The sequence below is a fragment of the Sphingorhabdus sp. genome (assembly GCF_044239665.1).
GTDB lineage: Bacteria > Pseudomonadota > Alphaproteobacteria > Sphingomonadales > Sphingomonadaceae > Sphingorhabdus_B.
Genome location: NZ_JBIIBA010000038.1, coordinates 1 through 13,785, shown reverse-complemented (window position 1 = coordinate 13,785; position 13,785 = coordinate 1). Strand labels below are relative to the sequence as shown.

Here is a 13,785-nt window from a genome sequence, read left to right as displayed (position 1 = left end):
GTTTTGCACGCCATTTCCGCAAAAGCCCCGTCACCGATCCGTGGGAGCCGCTCTATTCGCGCCGCGATGGCGACATATTCTGCCTCGGACTGCGCATCGCAAAGTCGCATTGCAATGCGCGAGGGATACTGCATGGCGGGGTTATTTCGGCGCTGGCTGATAACGCTCTTGGAATTTCATGCGTGCTGCAAGCAGAGAATATGTCCGCGCTCACTATCCAACTGTCGACGGATTTCCTGTCGACTGGAAATCAAGGGGAATGGCTTGAAGTTCGCGCTGAACCAAGCAAGGTCGGTCGCACAATAGCCTTCGCCCAGGCGGCAATCCTCTCCAACGAAATACTTATTGCTCGTGCGAGCGGGATTTTCAAAATGATCGCTCGCGTTTAAACGTGAGTAGCCGAGTTTGACGTTCCGTCCCCTGATAACCTTTAGCCAGCTTCCCACTCATTTCTGTCATAACACGACACGGTGATTGGCGTCCGCCTTTAGGGGCCGTCTGAAAAGCTTGGATGACCGAAACTGGGCGCAAAGCAGATGGGCAGCATTGGAGCGCTGAGCGGTTACACTGTTACCTCTGCTCAAATAAATGGGTTACTTCGGTTCGCCGGCAACTTCGATCATAACCTCATTCCGGCGCATGAACGGAAGTGTCCAAGGCGCATTATAGAATGCGTATTGGGGCGCGTTGGCAGCTGTTAGGCCACGCTCCGCCATGAATGCTCGAAGCTGAGCTTCATGCTTGTCGAGTGAACCCTGACCCGCGAAACCCGAGAAGCGGATTGCGGCAAAACGCATCGCTGGCACTTCAATCAACGCGACTTTGGGATTTACCGGCCTAGGCAGCGTTTCCATCGTGTATTTTGAAGGCATCACAAAACGCACATTCCATGATTTGCCAGAAGCTTGCTGGATAACTGGCGCGGTCATGGCAATTTTTTCCTTGGGCTGCTGTATAACCGGCGCAGTCATCGCAACTTTTGTAGACAATTGATTGTTGCCGAAGATATAATCCGCAATTATCCGAAATCCGCGCTGTATCGATTTGTCTCGGTTCCCTTCGACCGTTGCTTCTGCGACAATCGTCGGACCATATTCGCGGATCTCGAGATTACCACTTTTGCTGGACACCTTATAGCTAGGCGTTTCGACATTACTTGCCATTGCACTCCAAGTAATCGAACCAACACCCGCAAGCCCTGCAACGGCGAAAAAAATCGACCTTTTATGCATTATAGCTGACCTTCAAAACATTCGTGAGCGCCATCATGATACGTTTATCTGACTAGGCTTGGAGCTCCAAACTGGCGGCAGACAGTCGCTCAACTTGTAACCCGTGTCTAGTTTTATCATGGATTACAGCAGAAAGGCTTTCCAATAGTAAAGGAACCCCCGCGCAGATCCATTCGTCACTTCGGCTCGCCAAATTCGATATGCGCCCAAGGCTCTTTAGGACGATCCTCGCACGAAATGGTATTCCAAACCGCTAAAACTGTGCCATTTACCCGGCCAAGAATGTCTTGTTTGCCGGATGCATTTAGTTCTGACAGGATAGGATCATAGGAAGAGACACAAACTATGACCAAAACCCTGACGCATCTTGAGCGCCTTGAGGCTGAAGCCATTCATATTATGCGGGAAGTTGTCGCCGAAGCGGAAAAGCCGGTGATGCTGTATAGCGTGGGTAAAGACAGCGCCGTGATGCTGCATTTGGCGCGCAAGGCGTTCTATCCCGCACCCCCGCCATTTCCGTTGTTGCATATCGATACAACATGGAAGTTCAAGGCGATGTACGCGTTGCGCGAAAAGGCTGCGCGCGATGCTGGTATGGAATTGTTGGTTCACCAAAACCCCGAAGCGATCGCGCGCGGCATCAACCCTTTCGATCATGGGTCTCTGCACACCGATATGTGGAAAACCGAAGGGCTTAAACAAGCGCTCGACCAATATGGTTTTGACGTCGCCTTTGGCGGGGCGCGGCGGGACGAGGAAAAGAGCCGGGCCAAGGAACGCATATTCTCTTTCCGCACTGCGACGCATATTTGGGACCCAAAGAACCAGCGGCCCGAATTATGGAATCTTTATAATGCGCGTAAGGCGAAGTCCGAGAGCATTCGGGTTTTCCCCATTTCCAATTGGACTGAACTCGATATCTGGCAATATATTCACCTTGAGAATATCGAAATTGTACCGCTGTATTTCAGCGCCCCACGTCCCACTGTTACACGCGACGGCATGTTGCTGATGATTGATGACGAACGTTTCCCGTTGAAAGATGGCGAGGTTCCGGTTGAACGCTCCATTCGTTTCCGCACGCTTGGATGCTATCCACTAACGGGCGCCGTCGAGAGCATGGCATCAACGCTGCCCGAAGTTATCCAGGAAATGCTGCTGACCACCACCTCCGAACGCCAAGGGCGCGCTATTGACCATGATCAGGCCGCCAGCATGGAGAAGAAGAAGCAGGAGGGATACTTCTGATGTCGCACGTGAAAACCGACCAAGTCATTTACAAAACCGATGACCTTATTGCTTCAGACATTGACGCCTATCTGAAACTCCACCAGCATAAGTCTTTGTTGCGGTTCATCACCTGCGGTTCTGTAGATGACGGTAAATCGACGCTCATCGGTCGGTTACTATATGATTCCAAAATGATCTTTGAAGATCAACTTGCGACATTAGAATCAGACTCGAAACGGATGGGCACGCAAGGGCAAGAGATCGACTTTGCCTTGCTTGTGGACGGTCTTGCAGCAGAACGTGAGCAAGGCATCACGATCGACGTCGCCTACCGGTTTTTCGCCACGGAAAAACGAAAATTCATCGTCGCCGATTGCCCGGGCCATGAACAATATACAAGGAATATGGTCACGGGCGCATCAACAGCGGATCTTGCGGTAATCTTGATTGACGCGCGTAAAGGCGTTCTCGTGCAGACGCGGCGCCACAGCTATCTTGCCCAATTACTGGGCATCAGAAACATCGTCCTTGCCGTCAACAAGATGGACCTGATCGACTATGATCAGGCGAAATATGATGCAATCGTCGCCGAATATACCGCATTTGCCAGCAGCATCGGCATAAGCGACTTTACCGCCATGCCGATATCCGGCTTCAAAGGCGATAATATCACCGAACCTTCCGTCCATATGCCATGGTATGCGGGGCAGCCGATGATCGCGCATTTGGAGACCGTCGCGCTTGATAATGACGCGGATCAGGCCAAGCCATTGCGTATGCCGGTACAATGGGTCAACCGGCCCAATCTCGATTTTCGAGGATTTTCCGGCCAGATAGCAACGGGCATATTGCGTCCAGGCGATGCCATTCGGGTGTTGCCCTCTGGCAAAACATCAACGATCCAAAAGATAGTCACGCTTGACGGCGAGCTCAGCGAAGCTGTTGCAGGCCAATCGGTTACGCTTTGTTTTGCAGACGAAATCGACTGTTCACGCGGAGATGTGATTGCTGCTGCAGACAATCCGCCCGAGGTTTCCGACCAGTTTGAAAGCACGATTGTCTGGATGGCAGACGAGGCTTTGACTCCGGGGCGGGCCTATTGGCTGAAGCTTGGGACGCAAACGGTGTCGGCTACCGTGCAATCGCCCAAATATACAATCAACGTAAACAATATGGAGCATCTGGCGGCGAAGACGTTGGAGCTGAATGCCATCGGGGTCGCGGAAATATTAACCGATAAACCTATTGTGTTTGAACCATATGCCCACAACCATGTCTTGGGCGGATTTATTCTGATCGACAAGATCACCAACGCAACCGTCGCCGCCGGAATGCTGCACTTTTCTTTGCGGCGCGCGCAAAATGTCCATTGGCAAGCGACCGACATTACCCGCGAGGCGCATGCCGCGCTTAAAAACCAAAAGCCGAAGATTTTATGGTTCACCGGCCTTTCCGGTTCGGGCAAATCGACGATTGCCAATGAAGTGGAAAAGACACTCCATCTGTTGAACCGGCATACATTTTTGCTCGACGGCGACAATATCCGCCACGGCCTCAATAAGGATTTAGGCTTTACCGAAACCGACCGGATTGAAAACATTCGCCGGGTGGGCGAAGTCGCAAAGCTGATGGCAGATGCAGGCCTCATCGTCTTGACTGCGTTTATTTCCCCATTCCGCGCGGAACGCGATATGGTGCGGGCGATGATGCCGGAGGGTGAGTTTGTCGAGATTTTCGTGGACACGCCACTTGAGGTCGCTGAGGCGCGCGATGTAAAGGGACTTTATAAAAAGGCCCGCGCGGGACAATTAAAGAATTTTACAGGAATCGACAGTCCCTATGAACCACCCGAAAACCCCGACATCCGCGTGAACACGGTTGCAATGACCCCTGCCGAAGCCGCAGAACATATTGTTCGCCAGCTGATGCCGTTAAAATGAGCATTGTCGCCAACGATAGCGCATTGGCAGCGCATTTGGCCGAAACCGCTGGAAAATTGCTGTTGCAGGTGCGCGAAAGCGGGCTGCTGTCATTGCATGCGCTTGGCAAGGCTGGCGATCAAACCGCCAACCAGTTTTTGATCCATGCCCTTGCCGAACAACGTCCGGATGACGGATTGTTGTCAGAAGAAAGCAAGGATACCGACGCGCGCCTGTCAAAATCCCGCGTGTGGATCATTGATCCGGTTGATGGCACCCGCGAATATGGCGAAGGCCGCACTGATTGGGCCGTCCACGTTGCGCTTGCTATAGATGGTGCGCCGGTGATTGGCGCGGTCGCACTTCCCGGCTTGGGTGTGGTTCTCAGGAGCGATCAGCCGACCGAAATCCCTGCTGCCCCTGAAAAAATGCGCATGGTGGTCAGCCGAACCAGACCAGCCGCAGAAGCGTTGACCGTAGCAAACGCTTTAGGCGCTGAATGCATCCCGATGGGTTCCGCCGGCGCAAAGGCAATGGCGGTCGTGCGCGGTGAGGCCGACATTTACCTGCACAATGGCGGGCAGTATGAATGGGACAGTTGCGCGCCCGCAGCCGTCGCTGCCGCCTTTGGTCTGCACGTCAGCCGTATCGATGGCAGCCCTTTGGTCTATAATCAGGCGGATACATATATACCCGACCTGCTCATTTGTCGCAAAGAGCATGCACAAAGCGTATTGGACGCGCTCAAGGTGGCCACGCAGGCAACTTGAGCGCATCCAACAGGATGCTTTTAGAACAATCCCGGTATCTCACGTTGCGCTGTGCTGGCGTCTCTCGGCGCAGGCAAGGCACGAAGTTCATTCCGTGAAGCTGTGCTTTGCGCGCTTTGGGCGAGCGCGATTGGCGTACAACTACGTCCCGCCACGAAATCCAGCGCCGCACGCAGCGATGCCTCTTGCGGGTCGCCTAAAGGCCGGGTGATGTCGTCAGCCGCTGCACAAGTGGTGCGCAAAGTGCCCGCAAGACCCGAGTAATAATCAGCCTGCCCAGCCGCATTTTCCATCGCAAAGGCAACAACGCGAATTCGGTCATCACAAGCTGTCAGATCAACGGCAATCTGCCCGACGGGCTTACCGTAACTGTTACTGCCAATCAAAGCGGCGTTAGTCCCGAGATACGGCGCGAGGCCCGCCGCCACCAATTCACTGGCAGACGCCGTAGCCCTAGTGGAGATGAAAGCGATTTTCACGGGTGACACCGACTGTGACTGCGGCGAAAAGCGGCGCGTTTGGTTTTGCGATGACTTGGAAGCGCGGAAACGCGTGACTGCAAAAATGTCGTTGTTAGTTCGGTTGCCCCCAAGCAAGTCGCCCATTAGTTCCGCCGTTGAGACAAGCCCGCCGCCATTATAGCGGAAATCGATAACAAAGTTTGTAATGCCTTGGGCGCGGAAATCCGAAAACGCAGTTCGCAGTTGATCATTCGCAGTCGAGATGAACGTGCGCATATTGATATATCCAACACGCTGTCCGCCGCCATTGTCGATGATCTTCACCCCATAACGCGTTGACAGCGGCCTAACATCATATTCCGCTTTGGCCACGGTGACATTGCGGGTGCCCGTTGCATCAGTTATGCGCAATACGCGGCTGGTCCCAACGGTATTCGGACCCAAAGCGCTGGATACACCGGCAGAGCCTTGTGCAGCAATTATGTCCGCTACCGACCGGATATTCGAAGAATCGGTACCTACCCCCACAATTTCCGTGCCACGGTCAATGCCAGCGGCAAGCGCTGGCGCACCCTCATAAGCTTCTGAGATGAACAAGCGTGCGCCTTGATACGCGAGACGCACGCCGAGCCCGGCCGTCGCACCTGAAGAGAAGTACGCGTTTTCTTCTTGGATCGAAGTAATGTAGGTAAAATACCGGTCACGACCCTGACCACGTGCAGTCGCGGTTAAGGCGTCAATATAGTCGTCCACGGTGGTGTAAGCTGCGGGGCTGAGTGATGTCGGCAGCGTTTCTGGAAACAGATACCATTCATTCAGGACGGATCCCGCAAAATTCTGCCGATTAAGCAAGCTACATGTCGAATTGGGCGAAGGTGGAGGTGGGGGTGGAGGCGTCACATTCACAGGTGGAACGGTAATTGTACCGCCGCTTGAATCGCTTCCACCGCCGCCGCCACATGCCGAAACGCCTGCAGCAAGTATAAGTATGATGCTGTTTAACGATCGCTTTTTCATAACCTGCTCCTAAAATGTTTACACCATCCCATTGTCATATAGGTGCACGGGTTACGTTTTATGCACAAGCAGAATTTCTACCTTAAGCTACGGATTAAACGCTATTTCTTGTAAATTCTTTTAACGCCATACCTTGTCGAACGGCGAGCGGCATCTCATCTATAGGCTGTCCCATTCCCAGAGCAGCCATTTCATGCCCCCTGATCAATTTGCGTCCAAGGGACTGCGCGTCCCAAGCGGACGGCTCTCCCGTATTGCCCGCTTCGGCAACATAGCAACGGGTATCGCCGGAAGCATGTTGCTGGATGGCGCGCGGCAACTGGCCAGTGGCCGCAGACCAACCGTTGGCGACCTATTGATGACGCCAGCAAATGCGATGCGGGTCACACTCCAACTCGGACAAATGCGCGGCGCAGCTATGAAGCTTGGGCAGCTTTTTTCGATGGATACCGGCGATTTCTTGCCACCTGAATTGACGGACATTTTTGCAAGACTTCGGGCCGATGCCCAACATATGCCGCCAGCACAGATGAACATGGTCATGACGCGCCATTGGGGAAAGGATTGGCGCGCCAAATTTATCCGTTTTGATGAGCAGCCCATTGCGGCGGCCTCCATCGGGCAAGTGCACCGTGCACTTACGCTCGACCATCAGGACCTGGCCGTGAAAATCCAATATCCCGGGGTAAGGCGCAGCATCGATAGCGATGTCGATAATGTCGCCACATTGTTGCGCTTATCGAATGTGCTTCCAAAGACGCTAGATATCACGGCATTGTTGACGGAGGCGAAGCGCCAGTTACACGAGGAAGCGGATTATGACCGTGAGGGCGCATGCCTTATGCAATTTGGCGACCTGTTGGCGGATACCCCCGAATATGCACTGCCTTCTTATCATGCAGCGCTGAGCAGTAAAAATGTGTTGGCGATGTCCTTCATCGACAGCGTTCCCATTGAATCGATGATCAACGCTCCGCAAGCGGACCGTGACCGGATTATGACGCTGCTGATTGGGTTGGTATTGCGGGAATTGTTTGAATTCCGCTTGATGCAGACAGACCCCAATTTTGCCAATTACCGATATGCCCCCGAAACGCGGCAGGTCGTTTTACTCGATTTTGGCGCGACCCGAGCCCTGCCGAAAGCCATGGTCGCGCAATACCAAACCTTGCTGAGCATGGGTATTGCGGGCGATAAAGACGGTGTTCTGGCGGCCGTGCTCGACATCGGTTTTATGAATGCACAAACCGCGCAGCAGAATAAGCGCCAGATTGATAAGCTGGTCGCGACGGCGATTGATATGATCCAGCAGCCAGGGCCGTTTGATTTTAGCCGAACCGACTTTGTCACCGACATGCGCGATCAAGGCATGACAATCGCGGCTGATCGGCGCAACTGGCACATTCCGCCCTCCGATACCTTGTTTGTGCAGCGAAAACTGGGCGGCATTTTCTTGTTGGCCAGCCGGTTAAAAGCGCGTGTGGATGTGAACAGCATCCTTAAGCGCTACCTATAGGGTCAGGACTTAATATATTTATCATCGACAAAAACGATTAGTCATTACAAAAAGCGTTGCTAGACTAACTCAACAAAATCGTGTTCAGGCACGTTAGTTCAAATCAAACTCTCCTCAATCCAAAGGGTAATTCACATGGGAATCATTGGTTCAAGCCTTAAGCCATTCACCGCGCAATCGTATAAAGCGGGCAAATTTGTCGAAGTGTCGGACACCGACGTGAAGGGCAAATGGGCCGTATTTTTCTTCTATCCAGCCGACTGGACCTTCGTCTGCCCAACCGAACTGGAAGATCTCGCCAACCAATATGCAGACCTGCAAGGCATGGGCGTTGAGGTGTATTCGGTATCGACTGACACGCATTTCAGCCACAAGGCATGGCATGATGGTTCGCCAGCAATCGGCAAGATCAACTTCCACATGCTTGGCGACCAGAACCACGTCCTCAGCAACAATTTCGGTGTGTTGCGCGAAGGCCAAGGTCTTGCAGACCGCGCAACCTTCGTTATCGATCCAGACGGCGTTATTCAGGTTATGGAAATCACCTGCGAAGGCGTTGGCCGTAACGCTGTTGAACTCGTTCGCAAGATCAAGGCCGCCATTTACGTGCGTGAGCATCCAGGTCAGGTTTGCCCTGCAAAGTGGGAAGAAGGCAGCGAAACGCTTGCGCCTTCGATCGACCTCGTCGGTAAGATCTAAATTTATATTGGGTGCTGCGTAAACGGCGCGGCACCCGATAAACCGTTTTTCGAAGAATTTCGACCGCGTGTGTGCGCGGCACGCTTGTGCTTGCTTAAAAAAGGCCTCCCCGATGCTTGACGCTGCTACAACTGCCCAGCTAAAAACTTATTTGGCAAATCTGCGCACGCCCGTTGAACTGGTCGCGACGTTGGACGACAGTCCAAAGTCAGCGGAAATGCGGGCGCTGGTGCAAAGCGTGGTCGAACAATCGCCTTTGCTGTCGGCACGCTTTGATGGTCAAGCCGACCGCACGCCCTCCTTTGCTATTCGCCGTGCCGATGGCACAGCGGAAACACACTTTGCTGGCCTGCCGCTTGGACATGAGTTCACGTCATTGGTGCTCGCCTTGTTGCACATGGGCGGCCACCCTCCAAAAGAAGAGGCAGAACTGCTCGATTCTGTGCGGGCGCTTGAGGGCGTGTTCAAATTTGAAACATTTTTCTCTTTGTCTTGCCAGAATTGCCCGGATGTTATTCAAGCGATTAACATCATGGCTGCGCTCAACCCCGGCGTGAGCCACGTGGCCATTGATGGCGCGATGTTCCGTGAGGAGGTAGAAACGCGCAAGGTCATGGCGGTCCCCGCAATCTATCTGAACGGCGAACCATTTGGCCAAGGGCGCATGGACCTGTCACAGATCATGGCAAAGCTGGACACGGGCACCGTCGCCCGCGCTGCGGAAAAGATCGCGGCCAAGGAACCGTTTGAAGTTTTGGTTGTCGGCGGTGGACCTGCTGGCGCGGCAGCAGCGATTTACGCCGCACGTAAAGGTATTCGAACGGGTGTTGTGGCTGAACGCTTTGGCGGCCAAGTGCTGGATACTATGGGTATCGAAAACTTCATCTCGGTCCAACACACAGAGGGGCCAAAGCTCGCCGCCCAGTTGGAGCAGCATGTTCGTGAATATGACGTCGACATTATGAACTTGCAAACGGCGGCTGAACTCATCCCCGCTGGCGCCGATGGTCTGCACGAAGTCAAACTGGCAAGCGGTGCATCTTTGAAGGCGCGGACATTGATCTTGTCCACTGGCGCGCGCTGGCGGCAGATGGGCGTCCCAGGCGAAGAGGAATATCGTAACAGAGGCGTTGCTTATTGTCCGCATTGCGATGGTCCTTTGTATAAGGGAAAGCGCACAGCGGTCATTGGCGGCGGGAACTCTGGCGTTGAGGCTGCAATCGACCTTGCCGGCATTGTCGCGCATGTCACATTGATCGAATTTGACTCACAGTTGCGCGCCGATGCTGTTTTGCAGAAGAAACTCCGCAGTCTGCCCAACGTAGATATCATCACCTCCGCGCTCAGCACTGAAGTCATAGGCAATGGCGAGAAGGTTGAGGCTTTGGTCTACACCGACAGAAACACAGATGAGTCCCATCGTATCGACCTCGATGGCATTTTTGTGCAAATTGGCCTTGTCCCCAATACCGAATGGCTCAAAGGCCCGCTAACATTGTCGCCGCGCGGGGAAATTGAAGTCGATGCACATAATGCGACCAATATTCCCGGGGTGTTTGCCGCAGGCGACGTCACAACTGTGCCCTATAAGCAGATCATCGTCGCGATGGGCGAAGGAACGAAGGCCGGATTGTCGGCATTTGACCATATCATTCGGCATTGATGGCAAGATAAAACAAGATGGCCGAAGGCGGCCACCTTGCCGTCAAAAGAAGGTTTTTCGCTCAGAACAGCTTCGTTTGTCGAAAATTACTGGTCGATTGGAATAAGTTCCCACAACAGCAAGTTTGAGGTAAGCCCCTTCCTGAATTTCCCAACCGGTGAAAAAATGCGTAAGCCAATCATTCTGTCATTGATGTTCTATGTTGCCGCATGTGGCAGCGACGGCCAAGAGAAGCGCGAGCGCCCTACCCCGCTTGTTACCATTGGCGCGGCATCCTCCCATGAATTTTCGGATGTCTACGTCGCCGTGGGAACGGCTAACGCAAATGAGCAAGTTTCGGTTCGAGCGCCGGTTACCGAGCGGATAACGCAGCTTGGCTTTTCCGACGGCGACTATGTGCAAAAGGGACAAATGCTTGCGGTTCTTGCGCAAGGTCAGGAAACGGCATCATTTGCCAATGCGCAGGCCCGGGCACGCGAAGCCGAGCAGCAACTAACGCGTATCCGCGAACTTCACCGCCGCGGATTTGCCACCAACGCAAGTTTGGATGCGCAAACCGCCTCTGCGACTGCGGCACAGGCGCTAGCAAATGCGGCGCGTGCGTCGATTGGTGACCGTGTCGTGCGTGCGCCTTTTTCCGGCTATGTATCGTTGCGCCGAATCTCTGTTGGCGCAGTGGTAAGCGCTGGAGACGAAATCGCCGCAGTGAGCGATCTGAGTTCAATCAAGCTCGACTTTACCATACCAGAGACAATGCTGGCCAACGTCCGGGTAGGACAAGTCATAACGGCAAAGGCCGCCGCCTTTCCAAATTATGTCGCGACGGGCGGCATTAGCGCCATTGACCCTGTTGTTAATCCACAAACGCGCACCACAACATTGCGTGCCGTTTTGCCCAACCGCAATGCCCTATTAAAACCCGGCATGCTGTTATCCGTAACAATAACGTCGAAAAATCGCACTGCTCCCGCCGTGCCCGAACTGTCTTTGGTCCGCGAAGGCGATACCAGCTTTGTCTACACCGTTGCGCCCGACCTTAAGGTGAAGCGCACGCCTGTCAAAACCGGCACGCGCGACGGTAACCTCGTTGAAATTATTGAGGGCCTTAAAGTGGGTGACAAAATCGTCACCGAAGGCGTGGTAAAGCTTTCTGATGGTACCAATGTGCGCACTGGCCCCGCCAAGGCTAGCGGCGCTCCAGCCAAAGCGCGCTGATGTTCGTCTGACATGAAGCTTTCCGACACCTCCGTCCGCAGACCCGTATTCGCAGCCGTCATTGCGATCTTAATGGTGCTCGTCGGCGTTGTCGGGTTTTTAAGTCTGCCCGTCCGCGAATATCCGGACACGGAACCGCCAATCGTGTCGGTCGGGACAACCTACACCGGCGCAGCCGCGACAGTCGTTGAATCCCGCGTCACACAAGTCCTCGAAAATTCACTTGCCGGTATTGAAGGGATTCAGACGATCACGTCGCGCTCACGCGATGGGCAGTCGGACATTACCATCGAATTTGCGCCAGGCCGTTCGGTAGACAGCGCCGCCAATGATGTGCGTGATCGTGTCGGTGGGGCTGCGGACGATTTGCCCGAAGAAGTGCTGCCACCAGAAGTGCGCAAGGTCGATGCGGATGCATCGCCAATCCTGTTCCTTGTCGTATCGAAACCCGGTTGGTCGCGGCTTGAGCTCAGCGACTATGTTGATCGCAATTTGGCTGACCGCTTTTCGTCCTTAGACGGGGTAGCTCGTGTGTTTATCGGCGGTGAAGCAAGACCGTCTATGCGTATCTGGCTCCAGCCGGATCGCTTGGCGGCTTTGGACTTGACGCCGATAGACATTGAAAACGCCCTGCGCAGCCAGAATGTTGAGCTTCCCGCTGGGCGGCTTGAATCGACAGATCAAAATGTCACGCTGCGGGTGAGCCGCCCCTTTGGTGATGAAGCCGAATTTCGCCAGTTGATTGTCAAACGGGGCGCGGATGGGTCACTTGTTCGACTGGGTGATGTGGCGCGGGTCGAAACGGGTCCGGAAAATCCTTATGCAGCGTTTCGCCTCAATGGTGAGTCCGCCTTGGGGATGGGTATCGTTCGTCAATCCGGCGCAAATACCTTAGCCGTAGCAGAAAGCGCGAAGGCACTAGCCGAACAAATAAAGCCAACATTACCCCAAGGCATGACGATCACGACAGGCTCCGATGACTCTTTGTTCATCAGCAAGGCGATCAGCAGCGTGTGGGTTACCTTGGCAGAAGCGGCAGCACTGGTTGTCTTAGTCATCTTCCTGTTTTTGGGCAGTTGGCGCGCGACTATTATTCCTGCCGTCACGGTGCCCATTTGCTTGCTCGCAACTTTTGCAGTCCTCTGGTTCCTCGGCTTCTCAATCAACTTGCTGACGCTATTGGCAATGGTGCTAGCTATTGGCCTTGTCGTCGATGACGCCATTGTTGTCCTTGAAAACGTCTATCACCGCATTGAAAAAGGGGAGTCGCCCTTGGTCGCGGCGGTAACCGGAACGCGGCAAGTCGCGTTTGCCGTCGTTTCAACCACCGTCATTGTCTGCGCGGTGTTTGTGCCCGTCATGTTCTTGGCTGGCCAGACGGGCCTGCTGTTCCGCGAATTGGCAAGTGCGATGATTGCCGCCATCGCCTTTTCGGGCTTTATCGCGTTGAGCCTTGCCCCGATGTTATGTTCCAAGCTTTTGAAAAAAGAAGAACGTGGACGGGTTGCACAATGGGTAGATGAGAAGTTCCAGAGGCTTGAGAAGCGTTATGCCAATCTGCTTTCGCGGGTTATCGCAAAGCCTTTAGCCACCTCGCTAGGCGTATTTGGATTTCTTCTGTTTGCCGGATTTCTGTTTACAACATTACAGTCCGAACTGGCGCCAGCCGAGGATGTCGGCAATCTGAACGTAAGTGTTTCTGCGCCTGAGGGCACTGGTTACGAAGCCATGGACAAATATATGCTGCAGGCGTCGGAACCGATTGTGAAGCTGATCGATAAAGGAACCGTGCGGTCGGTCATTCAGCGAACACCTGGCGGATTTGGACCGAGTGATGATTTCAACAACGGGACGTTCCTCGTCTTTTTGAAACCATGGGAAGAACGCACGGAAAAAACCGAAGATGTGGTTGCGCAGATTAACAAGATCCTCGCCGAGTTACCTGCGGTTCGCGGCAATGCTTCGGTGCGCTCCTCCATCGGACGCGGCCGCGGTCAGCCCGTAAACTTCGTTATTGCAGGCTCAACTTATGAATCGCTGAGTATTGCACGCGACCGCATATT

General features: G+C 53.9%; 11 protein-coding genes. 9 read left to right on the top strand and 2 right to left on the bottom strand.

Going from position 1 to position 13,785, the window contains the following annotated elements; translation table 11 throughout:
- A partial coding sequence (locus ACILP3_RS09880) for a PaaI family thioesterase (RefSeq protein WP_395616470.1) occupies positions 1 to 389 on the top strand: 389 nt, incomplete at its 5' end.
- Positions 390 to 593: 204 nt separating this feature from the next.
- On the opposite strand, the gene ACILP3_RS09875 is transcribed toward ACILP3_RS09880, so the two are convergent.
- Positions 594 to 1,232, bottom strand: a complete 639-nt coding sequence (locus ACILP3_RS09875) for an SOUL family heme-binding protein (RefSeq protein ID WP_395616469.1) — start codon at positions 1,230 to 1,232, stop codon at positions 594 to 596.
- 345 nt (positions 1,233 to 1,577) lie between these two features.
- Here ACILP3_RS09875 and cysD point away from each other — a divergent pair, with 345 nt between their 5' ends.
- Genes cysD through ACILP3_RS09860 form a run of 3 tightly spaced genes read left to right on the top strand, consistent with a single transcriptional unit; the run spans position 1,578 to position 5,151 of the window.
- On the top strand, positions 1,578 to 2,480 hold the full coding sequence (cysD, locus tag ACILP3_RS09870; protein WP_395616468.1) for a sulfate adenylyltransferase subunit CysD: 903 nt from the start codon (positions 1,578 to 1,580) through the stop codon (positions 2,478 to 2,480).
- Positions 2,480 to 4,402 carry a sulfate adenylyltransferase subunit CysN gene (gene cysN / locus ACILP3_RS09865; RefSeq protein ID WP_395616467.1) on the top strand — a complete coding sequence of 641 codons (1,923 nt, stop codon included), beginning with the start codon at positions 2,480 to 2,482 and terminating at the stop codon, positions 4,400 to 4,402. The genes cysD and cysN overlap by 1 nt, the downstream gene beginning before the upstream one ends.
- On the top strand, positions 4,399 to 5,151 hold the full coding sequence (locus tag ACILP3_RS09860) for a 3'(2'),5'-bisphosphate nucleotidase CysQ (RefSeq protein ID WP_395616466.1): 753 nt from the start codon (positions 4,399 to 4,401) through the stop codon (positions 5,149 to 5,151). The genes cysN and ACILP3_RS09860 overlap by 4 nt, the downstream gene beginning before the upstream one ends.
- A 20-nt stretch (positions 5,152 to 5,171) precedes the next feature.
- Here ACILP3_RS09860 and ACILP3_RS09855 read toward each other — a convergent pair whose 3' ends face one another.
- Entirely contained in the window at positions 5,172 to 6,629 is a 1,458-nt protein-coding gene (locus ACILP3_RS09855) for a S41 family peptidase (protein ID WP_395616465.1), read from the bottom strand.
- A gap of 193 nt (positions 6,630 to 6,822) precedes the next feature.
- On the opposite strand from ACILP3_RS09855, the gene ACILP3_RS09850 reads away from it, so the two are divergent.
- The 5 genes from ACILP3_RS09850 to ACILP3_RS09830 all read left to right on the top strand — a co-directional run.
- Positions 6,823 to 8,145 carry an ABC1 kinase family protein gene (locus tag ACILP3_RS09850; RefSeq protein ID WP_395616464.1) on the top strand — a complete coding sequence of 441 codons (1,323 nt, stop codon included), beginning with the start codon at positions 6,823 to 6,825 and terminating at the stop codon, positions 8,143 to 8,145.
- 135 nt (positions 8,146 to 8,280) lie between these two features.
- A complete protein-coding gene (ahpC, locus tag ACILP3_RS09845; RefSeq protein ID WP_395616463.1) occupies positions 8,281 to 8,844 on the top strand; it encodes an alkyl hydroperoxide reductase subunit C in 564 nt (187 codons plus the stop codon).
- 112 nt (positions 8,845 to 8,956) lie between these two features.
- Complete coding sequence (gene ahpF, locus ACILP3_RS09840; protein ID WP_395616462.1) at positions 8,957 to 10,507, top strand: alkyl hydroperoxide reductase subunit F; 1,551 nt, start codon at positions 8,957 to 8,959, stop codon at positions 10,505 to 10,507.
- Positions 10,508 to 10,672: 165 nt separating this feature from the next.
- A complete protein-coding gene (locus ACILP3_RS09835) occupies positions 10,673 to 11,722 on the top strand; it encodes an efflux RND transporter periplasmic adaptor subunit (protein ID WP_395616461.1) in 1,050 nt (349 codons plus the stop codon).
- A 12-nt stretch (positions 11,723 to 11,734) separates the two neighbouring features.
- Positions 11,735 to 13,785: efflux RND transporter permease subunit (locus ACILP3_RS09830; RefSeq protein WP_395616460.1), on the top strand; the 2,051-nt coding region annotated here is incomplete at its 3' end.